The organism is Isoalcanivorax pacificus W11-5 (assembly GCF_000299335.2).
Classification (GTDB): domain Bacteria; phylum Pseudomonadota; class Gammaproteobacteria; order Pseudomonadales; family Alcanivoracaceae; genus Isoalcanivorax; species Isoalcanivorax pacificus.
The window spans coordinates 3,267,458-3,282,779 of record NZ_CP004387.1 but is presented as its reverse complement, the minus strand read 5'-3'; the positions used below and the strand labels follow the sequence as shown (position 1 = coordinate 3,282,779).

Genomic DNA, 15,322 nt, shown 5'->3' with positions numbered 1-15,322 from the left:
CCGCCTTATCCGGCAATTGGCCCCCGGCGCGCTGCACCACAATGGTCCCATGCCATTGTGTGCCACGACCGGGTTGCCATGTCTGACGAAACCAGCGATCAGGAAAAGACCGAACAGGCCACCCCGCGACGCCTGGACAAGGCGCGTGAGGAAGGCCAGGTGGTGCGTTCGCGTGAACTGACCACGTTTCTGTTGCTCGCCGGCGGGGTGGGCGGCCTGTGGGCCATGAGTGGCGTGTTGTATGGCCAGCTTGGCCGGGTGATGGAACAGGCCTTCCTGTTCGGACGCCCGCAGGCGCTGGAACCGCGCGTGATGCTGGTGCGGGCTGGTGAGCTGGGCGAGTTGACACTGTGGTCGCTGCTGCCGTTCCTGCTGCTGATGGCGGTGCTGGCGCTGGTGGCGCCGATGCTGCTCGGTGGCTGGATGATTTCCGCCAAGGCGCTCGCGCCGCAGGCATCAAAACTCAATCCCCTGAAAGGCCTGAAACGGCTTTTTTCCTCGCAGTCGCTGGCCGAACTGGGCAAGGCAATTGCCAAGTCCGCGCTGGTCGGGGGCGTGGCGGTGTGGTTCCTGATGACACACCGTGGCGAATTCATGGCGCTGATGGACCAGCCGGTGCAACAGGCACTGGCCAGTGCCCTGCGGCTGGCGGCGACGGCCTGCGCACTGATGGTGCTGACGCTGGTGGTGGTGGTGCTGATTGATGTGCCCTACCAGCTCTGGAGCCACGCGAAAAAACTGCGCATGAGCCGCGAGGAAATCCGTCGCGAGCACAAGGAATCCGAAGGCGATCCGCACGTCAAGGCACGTATCCGCTCGCAACAGCAGGCGATGGCGCGCAACCGCATGATGAGCCGCATCCCCGAGGCGGATGTGATCGTCACCAACCCGACCCACTATGCCGTGGCGCTGCGTTACGAAGAACAGCGCATGGGCGCGCCGCGCGTGGTCGCCAAAGGTGCGGACGCCATTGCCGCCCGTATCCGGGAGCTGGGCAGCGAGCACGGTGTGCCGTTGCTGGAGGCGCCGCCGCTGGCGCGCGCCCTGTACCGGCACGTGGATCTGGAGCAGGAAATTCCCGGCGCGCTGTACACCGCCGTGGCGGAAGTGCTGGTCTGGGCCATGCGGCTGCGGCGTGGTGAACAGCCGGCGCGGCCAGCGCAGCTGCCGGTGCCGGTGGAACTCGATCCGCAGGGAGCCGGCGCATGAAGGGGCTGGGTGTCGCCACCGCCGGCCAGTGGTTCGCCGATGGCCGTGCGAAACTGCTCGCCGGACCGGTGCTCATTCTGCTGGTCCTGAGCATGATGATCCTGCCATTGCCACCGCTGGCACTGGATCTGTTTTTCACCTTCAACATCGCGCTCGCGGTGATGGTGCTGCTGGTGGCGATGTTCACCCGCGACACGCTGGAATTCGCATCATTTCCTACCGTATTGCTGTTCACGACCCTGCTGCGCCTGTCGCTGAACGTGGCCTCGACCCGCGTGGTGCTGATGGAAGGCCACCAGGGCGGCGATGCGGCCGGCAAGGTGATCGAGGCGTTCGGGCATTTCCTGGTGGGTGGCAATTTCGCCGTCGGCCTGGCGGTGTTTCTGATTCTGGTGGTGATCAACTTCATGGTGATCACCAAGGGCGCCGGCCGCATCGCCGAAGTGGGCGCGCGTTTCATGCTCGACGCCATGCCCGGCAAACAGATGGCGATCGATGCCGACCTCAATGCCGGCCTGATCGGTGAGGAAGACGCCCGCACACGGCGCGCCAACGTGGCCCGCGAAGCGGATTTCTACGGCTCGATGGACGGTGCCAGCAAGTTTGTGCGCGGCGATGCCGTGGCCGGGCTGGTGATCATGGTGGTGAACATTATTGGCGGCCTGCTGATCGGCATGCTGCAACACGATATGTCGTTCGGTGACGCCGGCCGGACCTATGTGATCCTCACCATCGGCGATGGTCTGGTGGCGCAGATTCCGGCGCTGGTGATTTCCACCGCCGCCGGCGTCACGGTGTCGCGGGTGAATACCGACCAGGACGTTGGCCAGCAGATGATCGACCAGTTGCTGGTCAATCCGCGCGTGCTGGCGCTGGCCGCCGGCGTCATGGGCCTGCTCGGCATGGTGCCGGGCATGCCGAATCTGGTGTTCCTGTTTTTCACGGCGGTGCTGGGCGCGCTGGCCTGGTGGTTGTCACGGCGTGCACTGGAAGCACAGATCGCCGGGCAGATGACGGCACCGGAGCCGGCCACACAGGAAGCACCGGAAGCCAGCTGGGACGACGTGCAACTGGTGGACACGCTGGGCCTGGAAGTGGGCCACCGGCTGATCCCGCTGGTGGACTATCGCCAGCACGGTGAACTGCTCGGGCGTATCAAGAGTGTGCGCAAGAAATTCGCGCAGGAAGTCGGCTTCCTGCCGCCGGTGGTGCATATCCGCGACAACCTGGAACTCGGCCCGAACAGTTATGTGATCACGCTCAAGGGCGCGGAAATCGGGCGCGGCGATGCCTACCCGGGCAAATGGCTGGCGATTGATCCCGGCCAGCTTGCCGGCGAAGTGCCGGGCACGCCCACGCAGGACCCGGCCTTCGGCCTGCCGGCGGTGTGGATCGAGGCGGCACTGCGCGAACAGGCGCAGGTGTACGGCTACACGGTGGTCGATGCCAGCACCGTGGTGGCGACCCATCTCAATCATCTGCTGCACCGCTACGCCAGCGACATGCTCGGCCGCCAGGAAGTGCAGCAGTTGCTGGACAAGCTCGGCGAACAGAACAAGGCACTGGTCGAGGATGTGGTGCCGAAAGCCCTGTCGTTGCCGTTACTGCAACGGTTGCTGCAGCAACTGCTCGACGAGGATGTGCCGATCCGCGACATGCGCAGCATTCTCGACACGCTGGCCGCCCAGGCCGGCACCCCGGAGCTGGAAACGCTGGTGGCGCAGGTGCGCGTGGCGCTCGGCCGGGCGATCACGCATCAATGGTTCCCGGGCCGCGAGGCGCTGCATGTGATCGGGCTGGATGCCGGCCTGGAACAGGTGCTCAGCCAGGCGCTGCACGGCAACGGCGCGCTGGAACCGGGGCTGGCAGACACCTTGCTGGAACAGGTGGGCGCAGCGTTGTCGCGCCAGGAAGCCGCCGGCGAACCGCCGGTCCTGGTGGTGCAGCACGAACTGCGACCGCTGCTGGCGCATTTCCTGCGCCGGCGGCTGCGTCATCTGGTGGTGATGTCGCAGCACGAAATTCCCGATGACCGTGTGCTGCGTGTGACACAGCTTGCCGGGATGGCGGCGTGAGGCACCTGCTGTGCGGTGCGTTGCTGTGGAGTGTCGCCCTCGCGCCGGCGGCCGGCACGCTGCCGCCGGGCAGCTGGGTGGCGAGTGCCCCGGCGCTCACGGTGGCGGTGGGCGGGCGCGGTTATCACAGCGCGGCGTTGCGGCCGCGCAATATCGCGCTGGTGCGCGGCGGCGAGATTGTCAGCGTGCGCTGGCGCTACGACGCCGCGCCCAGGGTGCGTGGCTGGGTCTGCCATGGTGCGCAGGCCGAGCGCTGCGTGGCGCTCGACGGGCCACGTGGTCATACGCGCGCGTTTGCCGGCGCCGCTGCCAGCGGGCCGTTCTTCTTTCGCTTTGAAGTGCCGCGGGGCACCGCCCGTGCCGAACCGGTGCAGGCGCTGCAACTGATCGTGAATTTTCGCTGACGCAGGCTGCGGCGGCGGAACGGCATCGCGGCCCGCATGGCCGCGACAACAATAAAAGGGGGGACATTCCCCGGGGTAACACGCTGCCCCGTGGTGGCCGCACACCGTGGCGCCGGGGCGCATGCCGCTGAGGAACGAGGATGTATACGGCACAGGGCAAGATAGACCAGGACCTGCTGCTTGAGCAGCATTTCCCGGCAGTGAGACGACAGGCACTGGCGCTGCAGGTGAAACTGCCGGCGAGCATTGAACTGGATGACCTGATCCAGGCCGGCATGGTCGGCCTGCTGGACGCGTTGCGGCGTTTTGATCCCCAGGCGGGCGCCAGTTTCGCCACGTTTGCCAGCCAGCGCATTCGTGGCGCCATGATCGACGAACTGCGCAGCCGCGACTGGCTGCCACGCAGTGTGCGACGCAACGCGCGGCAACTGGACCAGTGCATCCACGCGCTGGAACAACGCCTGGGACGTGCACCGCAGGAGCGGGAAATCGCCAGCGCCATGGGCATGTCGCTGGCGGATTACCGGCAATTGCTCAACGACACCAACAACGGCCAGCTGCTGCCGTTCGAGGACATCGTGGCCGAATGGGGAGAGCCGGAAGCCGGCAGCGATGGCCCGCCGTCGCCGTTCAATGCACTACAGGATGACGAACAGCGGCAGCGCCTGAAACGCGCCATCGACGCCCTGCCGGAGCGGGAAAAACTGCTGATCGCGTTGTATTACCAGGAAGAGCTCAACCTGAAGGAAATCGGGGCGGTGCTGGGCGTGACGGAATCGCGCGTGTGCCAGTTGCACGGTCAGGCAGTGAGCCGGTTGCGGGCGCGGCTGTCGGAGTAGGCGGGTGGGGCAGTGCATCCCGCCAGCCCCTGCAATGCTGCACGTCCACACACCATCACGGTACCAGTCCCCGCGCATGCCACTGCCGCCGCATCGCATCGCCACGGTGATATTCAAACAGCCAGCGCTGATGCGGCGATGTGCTCAGGTTCAGGTAGTCCACCCGCACCGGTTGCAGCGTCAGTAATGCAAAACAGTCCGGCAAGTGTGCCGGCGGTGTGCTGTCGGGCCCGTGGTAACCGGGCGGCAGCGGTGTGCCGGGCGCCGGGCCGGTGAACAGCACTTTGCCGGTGTCCGGCAACGCCTCCCATATCTCTTCGCGCAATGATGATCCCTGCTCGGCACCGGTCAGGGTCACGGTCCCGCGCAGGCGAAACTGTTCGCTGCGGGCCGGCAGGTACCAGCAGGCCTCGGCCTGTTCATGGCGGCGCAGGCCGCGCACTTTGTGGCTGCGCAGGTCGGTGGTGGCGACCAGGGTGCCGGTGTCCGGCAGCCAGCGCCGGCAGACCAGTGTGCGGCAGGTGACGTCGCCGCTGTCACTGAGGGTAGCCAGCTGGATATAACGGGCGCTGTGGTGCGGATTGTGCGCCAGCGCATCGCTGAGCAGCGCTGGCCAGTCGGGTGTGGACGGCATCGGATGCTCCATGCGGGCCAGAGAGGTGTGTTGCCAGCCTAGCCGTTGGCGGGTATTCGTCGCAATGAGGCACCGAGCATGTCCAGCGTGTAGCGCACCAGATCGGCCGGCGATTGTCCGCTGGGCAGGCTCGGGTTCGGCGGCTGGCGGGTGAGCATGATCACGCCGTGCAGGGCGCCGCGCAGGTACATGGCGGTCTGTTCCGGGTCGTTGATGCGCTGCGGATCGAGGCTGCCGTCGGCCAGCCCGCGCTGGATGGTGGCGGTCATGATATCCATGATTTCGCCCGAGCAGACTTCCAGCGGGGTGTCGTCATTGCCGTGGGTGAGGCTGGGCCATTCGCTGGCGGCGCGGGTGAGCAGATCGAAATAGTCCGGCTGTTCCAGCGAGAAGGCATAGTAGGCGCGGCCCATGGCGTTGATCTGCTCGCCGCCGGTGAGCCCGCTGGCGGCCAGTTCGCGGAAGCGGCAACGCAGGTTTTCTGCGGCACGCAACATGATCGCTTCGAGCATCGCCACTTTGTCGCGGAAGTAGACATACAGCAGGCCACGGCTGAGCTGCGCCTCGCGGGCGATGTCGTCCATGGTCGAGCGCTCGATGCCCTTGTCGAAGAACACCCGTTCGGCGGCATCAAGGATGCTGTCGCGACGCTCCTGTTTTTCCTGTTCCCGGCGTGCCCGCACGCTCATCTTGTGATCTCGCAGGTAGTAGTACTTGTGTTCAGGTTTGCGTATAACGCAGCCTGCCCCGGGGTGAAAGTGCACCAGTAAAGCGGGCATGCTAGCGTTTTGATAGCTCATTGACAAAATGTCAATAAATGACAATATGTCACGGAAGTGCCGGAGGTGCCACTGTTTCGCCTGGCCATGACCTCCGGCCGGCTTGTTTCAGGTTCCGCTGATCGATCACGGTTCATAACAGTACGCGCTCTCTCAGGGGCGCCCCGCAGGGGGTTGGAAGTATGCGCAGGATTCAGGCAAGGCACTGGGGCTGGCTGGTCCCGGTGGCGGCAGTAGTGGCCATCATGGTGGCCTGCAGTGGCCGCGAGGCGCAGGTCGAGGTGCGTCCGGTAACGGTGCGCACGGCGCCAGTGCTGGCGGGTGAGGACCTGGCGCCGTTGCGGTTTGCCGGGGTGGTCCGGGCGCGGCAGCGTGCCGAGCTCACCTTTCAGGTCAGCGGCACCCTGCACGAGCGGCCGGCGGAGATCGGCCAGCCGGTGGTGGCCGGTGACCTGATGGCCCGTTTGCGTAATCCGCAATTGATCCCGGCACGGGATTCTGCCCGTGCCCGCATTCGCGAAACCGATGCCCAGCTGCGCCAGGCCGAGCAGGAATACCAGCGCGCGGTGACGCTGCGTGAGCGCGGCGTGCTGTCGGAACAGGACCTGGAGCAGTTGCTGGCCCGGCGCGATGCGCTGGAGGCAGGGCGGGCCACCGCCCAGGCGGCACTGGCCGAGGCGGATCAGCTGCTACGCGAGAGTGAACTGCGTGCGCCGTTCGCGGGCACGGTGGAAGCGGTGCTGGCGGAGCCGGGTGAATTTGTGGCCGCCGGGCAACCGGTGCTGCGGCTGTCCTCGGCGCTGGGCCTGGAAGTGGAAGTGCGTATCCCGGAAATCCTGCGCACAAGCCTGAAGCCGGGCGACAGGCTGACGGTGTGGCGGGTGATGGAACGTGGCAGTGAACCGCTTACCGGTGTGGTGACAGAAATCGGTCGCGGCTCGCGTCGCGGTGAATTGTATCCGCTGGTGGTGTCGCTGGATGATCCGTCGCTGGCACCGGGGGTGTCGGTAGAAGTGGGCGTGCCGCGCGGCCGCCGCGAGGCGCTGGCGTTGCCGGTGCTGGCGGTGTTCCGTTCGTCCGAAGGCCCGGCGGTGTTCCGCGTGCGTGACAACATTGCCGAGCGTGTGCCGGTGACAGTGCTGCAACTGGCCGGCGAGCAGGTGCTGGTCAGTGGCGAGGCGCTGTCCGCTGACGATCAGGTGGTGTATGCCGGCCTGACACGGCTGGTATCCGGTGACCGGGTGACCGTGATTGGGCAGGTGGCCGCGAGTGATCAGGTGGGCACGATGGATCAGCTGGAGAGCTCGCAGTGATTGATTTCCTGCTGCGCCGCCAGCGTCTGCTCGGTCTGGTGGTGGTGATGATGTCGCTGGTGGGGCTGGCGGCCTATTTCAATATGGCGCGCCAGGAAGACCCGAGCTTCCCGCACCGCGCCGGACTGCTTACGGTGCAATACCCCGGCGCCACCGCCGAGGCGGTGGAGAGGCTGGTGTTGCGCCCGCTGGAAGAAGAGCTGTTGCAGGTGGAGGAGATCAACCACATCAACAGCAACGCGCGCGAAGGCTTTGCCGTGGTGCGCATCATGCAGCTCGACAAGATCTACGACACCACGGCGGCCTGGGACCGGGTGCGCCAGGCGATGGAGCGGGCGCGCCTGCAATTCCCCGATGGCGTCGGCCAGATGGTGCTGGATGACCGCATCATCGACACCCCGGCGGTGGTGCTGGCGCTCGGTGGCTCGGCCTCGGTGGCGGAACTGTCGCGCCAGGCAGAGCGCCTGAAAGACCGGCTGCTGGATATTCCGTTCCTGTCCCGCATTGAAATAGAAGGCCAGGCTGACGAGCAGATCACCATCGCTGTGGACGACGCAGAGCTGCATCGTATCGGCCTGACGCCGCAGCAGCTTGGCAACCTGATCGCGCAGCGTAACCAGGTGGTGCCTGGCGGCTTTGTCGTCGCCGGGGGCAAGCGGCTGTCGGTGCTGGCCAACAGCGAATTCCTGAACATCGATGAACTGCGCATGACGCAAGTGCCGCTGGCCGATGGCAGCACCGTGCCGCTGGCTGCCATTGCCGAGGTCTGGCGCGGGCCGCGAGAGCCGCTGCAGGCGGAAACCTGGTACGACGGCGAACGTGTGGTGCTGCTGAGCCTTTATGCCCAGCGCGGCCAGGTGGATGCGCTGCGTTTTGGCGAGGAATTGCGGGCGCGGCTGGCGGAGGTCTCGCCGCAGTTTGCGCCGCTGGCGATCCATGAAATGTTCTTCCAGCCTGACAAGGTTGGCGAGCGCCTGACCGAGCTGGAAGGCAGCCTGCTGATGAGCGTGCTGATCATCGTTGTGGTGGTGTTTGTCGGCATGGGGTTGCGCATGGGCATCCTGGTGGCGTCGATCCTGCCGGCGGTGGCGCTGATCAGCCTGGGGCTGTACAACCTTGGCGGCGGCATCCTGCACCAGATCGCGGTGATCGCCATGGTCATCTCGCTGGGTATTCTGATCGACAACGCCATCGTCATGGTGGAAAACGTGCAGACCCGCCTGAGCGACGGCGCCACCCGGCTGGAAGCGGCCGGCGGGGCGATCCGTGAACTGGCCGGGCCGCTCGGCGCCTCGACCGCCACCACGCTGGCGGCCTTTACGCCGATGCTGCTGTCCAAGGGCGGCACGGCGGATTTTACCCGGGGCATTCCGGTGATGATCATGCTGACGCTGTCGGTCAGCTATCTGCTGGCGATCAGCGTGGCGCCGTTGCTGGCGGCGCGCTTCCTGCGCCGGGAATCCTCCGAACGGACGCGCTGGGTGCTGACCCTGGGCGACCGGCTGGCTCACCTGAGCACCGGCCGGCCACGGCTGGTGCTGGCCATCAGCGCGGCGATGGTGCTGGTCAGCTTTGCGCTGGTGCCGGCCATGAACCTGCAGTTCTTCCCCAACGCCGACCGGCCCAAGGTGATCCTGGACCTGCACTTGCCGGAAGGCACCGACCAGGCCTATACCGCCGGTGTGGCCGAGGAACTGGAACGGGTGGTACGCCAGCGCAGTGACGTGCAGGTGGTGCACCGTTTCGTTGGCCACAGCGGCCCGACGTTCTATTACAACCTGGTGCGCACGCCGCAGGCGCCGAACCGCGCCCGGCTGGTGGTCAATGCCGTGGACCTGGCGGCGACGCGCCATGTGATCCGCGATATCCGCGAGTATGTGCGCGACCGTATGCCGGAAGTGAACCTGGCGGCCAGCCAGCTCGGCCAGGGGCCACCGCGCGAGGCGCCGGTGGAAGTGCGCATCTATCACGCGGATGACACCCAGCGCATGCGCGCGGCCGAGGAAATTTTTGCCATGCTGCGTGGTATTCCCGGTGCGGTGGACGTGCGCCACAACATTGATTTCGGCGTGCCGGCGTTGCGCGTGGACGTGGACGACGCGGTCGCGCAGCGCTTCGGCCTGACCCGTGCCGAGGTGGCCCGCACACTGTTCGGCCAGAGCTACGGCCTCACCGCCGAGCAGTATCGCCAGGAGCGCGACCCGATGCCGATGGTGGTGCGTTCCGTGGAAGGCACCGCGCTGCCGCTGTCACGGCTGCTGTCGGTGAATATCTATCCGCAGCAGGGCGACCCGGTGCCCCTGATGCAGGTGGCACGCATTTATGCCGACTGGGAGCCGGCGGGCATTTCCCACCGGGACGGGGTGCGCGTCTATAACGTGGTGGCCAATCTGTCCGACGGGTACAGCTTCAGCCAGGTGCTCGATAACCTGCGCGCGCAACTGGCCGAGCGGCCGCTGCCGGAAGGCGTGCGGCTGGAATACGGGGGCGACAGCGAAGGCAGCGGCGATGCCAACCGGGCGCTGGCCAGCTCGGCGCCGATCGGTGTGCTGTTGCTGCTGTTCTTCCTGCTGTGGCAGTTCAATTCTTTCCGTCGCGTGGGGCTGGTGCTGCTGACCGTGCCGATGGCCGCGGTGGGCATCATTCCGGGGCTGGCGCTGTCCGGTTCGCCATTCGGCTTTATGTCGATGCTGGGGGTGGTGGCGCTGGTGGGGATCGTGGTCAACAACGCCATCGTGCTGATCGATGTGGTCGACCAGCGTCTGGCCGCCGGTGACAGTGCGCAGGATGCGGTCTTCTACGCCGTGGCGCGCCGCACCCGGCCGATTCTGCTGACCACCGCCACTACCGTGGCCGGCCTGCTGCCGCTGGCGTTTACCCAGTCGACGCTGTGGCCACCGATGGCCTGGGCGATCATTTCCGGGTTGATGGCCTCGACGGTGCTGACGTTGCTGGTGGTGCCGGCGTTGTGTCTGGTGATGTTCCGTCACGAGCAACGCACGGCCTGAGATCGCAAAGAAAACGGACATCGCCGCCACAGCGATGTCCGTTGCCCGGCTCAGAAGGCCAGGCCAAACCCCACCGTGGTCACCCACGGATCAATATTGGCGGTGCCGATACGGGTGCTGTTCAGGTTCACCTCGGTATCAATGTCGGCGTAACGCACGTCGGCATTGATGAACCAGCCCTCATTGAAGGGCACATGCACTCCCACCTGACCGGCCAGCCCAAAGGAATCCTCCAGCACCAATCGGCTGCCGCTGAGTGCCCCCTTTGTGTCGGTGTCGAAGAAGCGGGTGTAGTTCACGCCCACGCCTACATAGGGCTGCACGGTGGCCGTGGGCAGGAAGTGCCACTGCAGGCTCAACGTCGGCGGAAGCTGTTTGGTGGTGGCGATCTTGCCGCCCAGCGCATGGCTCCGGATGTCGTGCTCGAAGGGCAGGGCGCCGAGCAGCTCGATGCCGACATGGCGGGTGGCCATCCAGGTCAGGCTGATGCTGGGCTCGACGTTGTCGCTGGCGTCCAGATCGACGGTGCCGCCCAGCACGCTGCCATTGTCGGAATCCGGTTTCACCTGGGTCACGCCGAACTTCAGCAGCCAGTCGCCGGCCTGGTGGGCGGCGGCGCTCTGGGCCAGGAACGGGCTGGCAGCCAGCAGGCAGCCGGCCAGTGCAGTGCGGTAGCGGGGGAATTCCAGGGTCATGATGCGGCTCCAGCGTCTCGGGATCGTTGATGGCACCAGTATCCCGGCTGGCCGGCGGGGGCGGACTGACCTGGATCAAGCCGGGCGGCTGCCGCCATTGATGCAGATCAAGCACCGCCAAGGCTCGCCGCGGGCGGCAATGCCCGCTACAATCCAGCCTCAGTTATCCGCGTCATTGCCACGGATCAAAGGAACCTTCGGTGTACCGGGACCACACGACACAACAGTCTGCCCGCTTGTTCGCGCCCGCCTGCTGGCGATGGTGAAGCTCGGCCGTGCCCTGCACACAGGGCGACCCCGGTTGTGTTTTCACCCCGTATTGCATCGCTATCGCTGAACAAGGACAGATCATGTCACCGGAACATCTTGAGCAATTCGCCCGCGCGGGCTTCAACCGCGTCCCCGTGGTCCGCGAAGTCCTCGCCGACCTGGACACCCCGCTTTCTGCCTACCGCAAGCTGGCCGCCGCGCCCTACAGCTTCCTGTTCGAGTCCGTGCAGGGTGGCGAGCGCTGGGGCCGGTATTCAATCATCGGGCTGCCGGCACGCGAAGTGATTCGCGTCTACGGCAACGAGATCCGCGTGACCGGCGAGGCCGGTGAGCACAGCGAGACGGTCAGCGACCCGATTGCCTGGATCGAAGCCTACCGGCTGCGCTATCGCGCCCCGGAGATCGAGGGCCTGCCGCGTTTCAACGGCGGCCTGGTGGGTTATTTCGGCTACGACAGCGTGCGTTATTTCGAACCGCGCCTGGGCCAGCCGAAGGGCCGCGATACGCTCGGCAACCCGGATATCCTGCTGATGCGCAGCGAAGAAGTGGTGGTGTTCGATAACCTGCGCGGCAGCCTGTTCCTGGTGGTGCTGGTTGATCCTGCCGCCGCTGGCGCATTGCCCGCTGCCAATGCACGGCTGGATGCATTGCAGGCGAAACTGCGCGCGCCGCTGCCGGCACCGGAAGATCGCCCCTATGGCGACGCCATCAACGAGACGGATTTTGCCTCCGATACCCCGCAGCAGGATTTCGAGGCCGGGGTCGAGCGGATCCGCGAATACATTCTGGCCGGCGACGTGATGCAGGTGGTGCCGTCGCAACGCATGTCGGTGCCGTTCGCTGCGCCGGCGCTGGATCTGTACCGGGCGCTGCGCTATCTGAACCCGTCGCCGTACATGTTCTATCTCGACCTGGATGATTTTCACATCGCCGGGTCGTCGCCGGAAATTCTCACCCGCATCGAGCACGGCGCGGTGACCGTCCGCCCCCTGGCCGGCACCCGCAAGCGTGGCCGGACCGACGCTGAGGACCGGGCGCTGGAAGAGGAACTGCTGGCGGACCCGAAAGAAATTGCCGAGCACCTGATGCTGATCGACCTGGGCCGTAATGACATCGGCCGCATTGCCGAGGCCGGCTCGGTGCGCCTGACCGACAAGATGGTGGTAGAGCGTTATTCCCACGTCATGCATATCGTTTCCAACGTCGAAGGCCGGTTGAAAGACGGTTTCGGCCCGCTGGATGTGCTGCGCGCCACCTTCCCGGCCGGCACGCTCAGCGGCGCGCCGAAAATCCGCGCGATGGAAATCATCGATGAACTGGAGCCGGTCAAGCGCGGCGTCTACGGTGGCGCGGTGGGCTATATCGGCTTCAACGGCGAAATGGACACCGCCATTGCGATCCGCACGGCGGTGATCCGTGATGGCCGGCTGTATATCCAGGTGGGCGCCGGCGTGGTGGCGGATTCCGTGCCACGGCTGGAGTGGAAGGAAACCATGAACAAGGGCCGGGCGGTGTTCACTGCCGTCAACATGGCCCTGCGTGGACTCACCCTGCCTGCCCGTGGTGCACAGCAAGGAGGTGCCCAATGATGCGGGTGCTGATGATCGATAACTACGATTAGCGTCTACTGAAGGCCATTGACTTCCAAGGTGTAAACGTAAGTTGTTGATTATGAACTGTTGATCGTCTGCTGCTGTCTGCTCCCTGCTAGACCGATCCACTGCAAAAGTGTATAATGGTGTGTATAACGACTCGACGGGAGGGCGTTATACACATGGCACTCAACCTTCTTACAGTACGCAAGATCGAAGCGGCGCAACCTGGCCCCCGTGCCTATCTGCTCAGGGACGGCGGTAGCCTGTACGTGCGCGTCCAGGTCAATGGAAGCAAGCTCTGGTGGTATCGATACCGCCTTGGGAAGACTCCCCACAACTACTCGATCGGTCCCTTCCCCAAGGTGTCCTTGGAGGCTGCGCGCAAGGAACGCGATTGGGCGCGTGCGCTGGTCCGCGAAGGTCGTGATCCGATCCTGGAGAAGCGGGTAAAGATCGCCAATCAGGTCGAGCAGAACGAGTACACGTTTGAAGAGGTCGCCCGCAGATGGATGGCGAGCAATGTGCAGTGGGGCGAAGGGTACGCGGATCAAGTCAAGACCGTTCTCGAAAAGGACGTGTTTCCCGAGATTGGCAAGCTGCCGTTCGGTGCCATCAGGGCTTCTCACCTGCGTCCCATCATTCAACGTGTGGTTGAGCGCGGCGCCCCAACCGTTGCGATCTTGATCCGGCAGTGGTTCGGTCAGATCTTCGGATATGCGTCGGGTGAAGGGCTCTGTGACAACGACCCATCCGCCTTGCTGAAGCGATCGGTCAAGCGCCCGAGAGTTCGGCATCATCCACCGCTGACGTGGCAGGAGATTCCCGCCTTCTTGAACGGTGTGGACGATGCGGGCTATCGGGCCACCGTTATTGCGTTGCGGTTGATGGCTTTGACCTACGTCCGCACGGCCGAACTGCGCAAGGCGCACTGGTCCGAGTTCGATCTGGACAGTGCGTTGTGGACGGTTCCTGCGGGGCGCATGAAGATGCGCGATCCTCACATCGTGCCACTCTCGAAACAGGCGATTGCGCTCTTGAAGGAGCTGCACACGCTGACGGGTGGTGGCAAGGTTCTGTTTCCCAGCTATCGGAAGCCAGGGGAGACGATCTCAGCCACAACGCTCAACAAGGTGTTGGAGCGCATGGGTTATGGCGGACGGTTTTCCTCGCACGGCTTCCGCTCAACTGCCACTACGCTGCTTGGTCTGTTGAGCTATCCCGAGAACCGAGTCGATCTGCAACTGGCCCACTCGAAGCGGAAGAAAGATTCGTCGCGCGCACCCTACGACCACACCAAGTACATCTCATCGCGGAAGATCATCATGCAGGATTGGGCGGACATCCTCGATGCGCTGGCCCGTGGCGATTCGATGAGCGAGGTCATGGAAACCTTCGGGCCGCTGTCGAAGCGGCGCAGGGCCTTGCTGCGGGTCATCGAGCGGGAGTGAGGTGAGTGCCGGGCGGAGGCTGCTCAGGACATTGAGCGGGCGCGTCGAAGAAAGCCCTCTTGAGGCGCTGTCAGGGAAGCATCGGGTCGAATCAGGTAGGCGGTCACGATCATCGGTGCGCTCGCCAACGGCCGCAGAGCGATGCCCTGGCATTGATACCCGGCAAGCCTCTTGGATGGGGCCACAGCAATTCCGTACCCCGCTGCGACCATTGTCATGGCGACCTCGAACGTACTGACGGCTTCTTCGCGGTTCCACAGTTCGTTCTCGAACGCGCTCTGTGCGACCGTGCGCCACGATGCTTCGGCGGTTGATTGCGCATAGATCAGCGGCTGTTTGAGCGCTTCCTGGCAGGGTACTTCGCGGTAGGCCAGCAAGTGGGATCGCTTTGCCACAGCGACGGCCAGGGTGTCGTGCCACAGCGGTTCGCAAACCCAGCCCGGCCACTCCCGATGGGTGGTGGACAACGCGAAGTCGAAGCCATTGTCAGGTCGTTCCTGTTGTTGTCCGGTGGCCGCTGTACCGATCAGAACGGCCATGGTTTCCGGTTCTTCGGCGCGCTGTATGGCGAGCACGTCGGCGAGTTGGGGAGGAACCCAATCGCCGAGGACTGCCAGACGGATTTCAGTGGAGACGTCGATCGATCTCACGTGCAACTTCCGAAGGCGCTAAAGCATGGAAACTTAATCGAATGAGTTAAGTTTAACGTGGTTTATATCGTGGCGCTGATCGACGCTTTTGGCAATGCAAAAGCGATCGATTCAACGCGGCCGACCAGCCGGGACAACTACATACGAAGCGGAACCAGCGATCGCGTTTGGGGCGGTGGTGCGGGAGGAAAGAACGAACCAGGGGATCGCACAGGAAACGCTGGCCCACCTGGCCGGGATCGAGCGGTCGCACATGGGCAAGATCGAACGGGGCGAGCACGTACCCACGCTTCCCCTGATCCTCAAGATCGCCCGCGCCCTGAAATGCAGCTCTGCCCACCTGATGGCTGCGATGGAAACCAAGCTGGCCGAACTCGACCCACCCAAGCGCGGCAACTGAGGG

At 64.9% G+C, this 15,322-nt stretch carries 13 protein-coding genes; 9 read left to right on the top strand and 4 right to left on the bottom strand.

Going from position 1 to position 15,322, the window contains the following annotated elements; genetic code table 11:
• Positions 1-78: 78 nt before the first annotated feature.
• The 4 genes from flhB (at position 79) to S7S_RS14640 (ending at position 4,527) form a co-directional block, all read left to right on the top strand.
• Positions 79-1,209 (top strand): flagellar biosynthesis protein FlhB, encoded by a 1,131-nt coding sequence (gene flhB / locus S7S_RS14655; protein ID WP_008733810.1) that lies wholly within the window; start codon positions 79-81, stop codon positions 1,207-1,209.
• On the top strand, positions 1,206-3,284 hold the full coding sequence (gene flhA / locus S7S_RS14650) for a flagellar biosynthesis protein FlhA (RefSeq protein WP_008733815.1): 2,079 nt from the start codon (positions 1,206-1,208) through the stop codon (positions 3,282-3,284). The genes flhB and flhA overlap by 4 nt, the downstream gene beginning before the upstream one ends.
• Positions 3,281-3,688: a flagellar protein FlhE gene (locus S7S_RS14645; RefSeq protein ID WP_008733818.1), complete on the top strand. Its 408-nt coding sequence runs from the start codon at positions 3,281-3,283 to the stop codon at positions 3,686-3,688. Before flhA ends, S7S_RS14645 begins: the two co-directional genes overlap by 4 nt.
• Positions 3,689-3,828: 140 nt before the next feature.
• On the top strand, positions 3,829-4,527 hold the full coding sequence (locus S7S_RS14640; protein ID WP_008733820.1) for an RNA polymerase sigma factor FliA: 699 nt from the start codon (positions 3,829-3,831) through the stop codon (positions 4,525-4,527).
• Between the two features lie 55 nt (positions 4,528-4,582).
• Here the strand turns inward: S7S_RS14640 and S7S_RS18930 are convergent, their stop codons facing one another.
• Together S7S_RS18930 and S7S_RS14630 are read right to left on the bottom strand one after the other, a co-directional pair.
• Complete coding sequence (locus S7S_RS18930; RefSeq protein WP_008733821.1) at positions 4,583-5,161, bottom strand: pyridoxamine 5'-phosphate oxidase family protein; 579 nt, start codon at positions 5,159-5,161, stop codon at positions 4,583-4,585.
• 38 nt (positions 5,162-5,199) lie between these two features.
• Positions 5,200-5,850: a TetR/AcrR family transcriptional regulator gene (locus tag S7S_RS14630; protein ID WP_008733824.1), complete on the bottom strand. Its 651-nt coding sequence runs from the start codon at positions 5,848-5,850 to the stop codon at positions 5,200-5,202.
• 272 nt (positions 5,851-6,122) lie between these two features.
• On the opposite strand from S7S_RS14630, the gene S7S_RS14625 reads away from it, so the two are divergent.
• Positions 6,123-7,253 (top strand): efflux RND transporter periplasmic adaptor subunit, encoded by a 1,131-nt coding sequence (locus S7S_RS14625; protein ID WP_008733826.1) that lies wholly within the window; start codon positions 6,123-6,125, stop codon positions 7,251-7,253.
• Positions 7,250-10,261 (top strand): efflux RND transporter permease subunit, encoded by a 3,012-nt coding sequence (locus tag S7S_RS14620; RefSeq protein WP_008733828.1) that lies wholly within the window; start codon positions 7,250-7,252, stop codon positions 10,259-10,261. The genes S7S_RS14625 and S7S_RS14620 overlap by 4 nt, the downstream gene beginning before the upstream one ends.
• 50 nt (positions 10,262-10,311) lie before the next feature.
• Here the strand turns inward: S7S_RS14620 and S7S_RS14615 are convergent, their stop codons facing one another.
• Positions 10,312-10,956 carry an OmpW/AlkL family protein gene (locus tag S7S_RS14615; protein ID WP_008733829.1) on the bottom strand — a complete coding sequence of 215 codons (645 nt, stop codon included), beginning with the start codon at positions 10,954-10,956 and terminating at the stop codon, positions 10,312-10,314.
• A gap of 350 nt (positions 10,957-11,306) precedes the next feature.
• Between S7S_RS14615 and trpE the strand changes: the two genes are divergently transcribed.
• Together trpE and S7S_RS14605 are read left to right on the top strand one after the other, a co-directional pair.
• On the top strand, positions 11,307-12,815 hold the full coding sequence (gene trpE, locus S7S_RS14610) for an anthranilate synthase component I (RefSeq protein WP_008733831.1): 1,509 nt from the start codon (positions 11,307-11,309) through the stop codon (positions 12,813-12,815).
• A gap of 185 nt (positions 12,816-13,000) precedes the next feature.
• The gene (locus S7S_RS14605; RefSeq protein WP_008733832.1) at positions 13,001-14,269 is read left to right on the top strand and encodes a tyrosine-type recombinase/integrase; all 1,269 of its coding nucleotides are present in this window, start codon (positions 13,001-13,003) and stop codon (positions 14,267-14,269) included.
• A gap of 23 nt (positions 14,270-14,292) precedes the next feature.
• On the opposite strand, the gene S7S_RS14600 is transcribed toward S7S_RS14605, so the two are convergent.
• On the bottom strand, positions 14,293-14,919 hold the full coding sequence (locus tag S7S_RS14600; RefSeq protein WP_008733833.1) for a substrate-binding domain-containing protein: 627 nt from the start codon (positions 14,917-14,919) through the stop codon (positions 14,293-14,295).
• 94 nt (positions 14,920-15,013) lie between these two features.
• Here S7S_RS14600 and S7S_RS14595 point away from each other — a divergent pair, with 94 nt between their 5' ends.
• Entirely contained in the window at positions 15,014-15,319 is a 306-nt protein-coding gene (locus S7S_RS14595) for a helix-turn-helix domain-containing protein (protein WP_008733838.1), read from the top strand.
• Positions 15,320-15,322 lie beyond the last annotated feature (3 nt).

Excerpts from the sequence above, each read along its gene's own strand:
- S7S_RS18930 (WP_008733821.1), bottom strand. The coding sequence starts at position 5,161 with ATGCCGTCCACACCCGACTGGCCAGCGCTGCTCAGCGATGCGCTGGCG.
- S7S_RS14625 (WP_008733826.1), top strand. The coding sequence starts at position 6,123 with ATGCGCAGGATTCAGGCAAGGCACTGGGGCTGGCTGGTCCCGGTGGCG.
- S7S_RS14640 (WP_008733820.1), top strand. The coding sequence starts at position 3,829 with ATGTATACGGCACAGGGCAAGATAGACCAGGACCTGCTGCTTGAGCAG.
- trpE (WP_008733831.1), top strand. The coding sequence starts at position 11,307 with ATGTCACCGGAACATCTTGAGCAATTCGCCCGCGCGGGCTTCAACCGC.
- S7S_RS14630 (WP_008733824.1), bottom strand. The coding sequence starts at position 5,850 with ATGAGCGTGCGGGCACGCCGGGAACAGGAAAAACAGGAGCGTCGCGAC.
- S7S_RS14595 (WP_008733838.1), top strand. The coding sequence starts at position 15,014 with ATGCAAAAGCGATCGATTCAACGCGGCCGACCAGCCGGGACAACTACA.
- S7S_RS14605 (WP_008733832.1), top strand. The coding sequence starts at position 13,001 with ATGGCACTCAACCTTCTTACAGTACGCAAGATCGAAGCGGCGCAACCT.
- flhA (WP_008733815.1), top strand. The coding sequence starts at position 1,206 with ATGAAGGGGCTGGGTGTCGCCACCGCCGGCCAGTGGTTCGCCGATGGC.
- flhB (WP_008733810.1), top strand. The coding sequence starts at position 79 with ATGTCTGACGAAACCAGCGATCAGGAAAAGACCGAACAGGCCACCCCG.
- S7S_RS14615 (WP_008733829.1), bottom strand. The coding sequence starts at position 10,956 with ATGACCCTGGAATTCCCCCGCTACCGCACTGCACTGGCCGGCTGCCTG.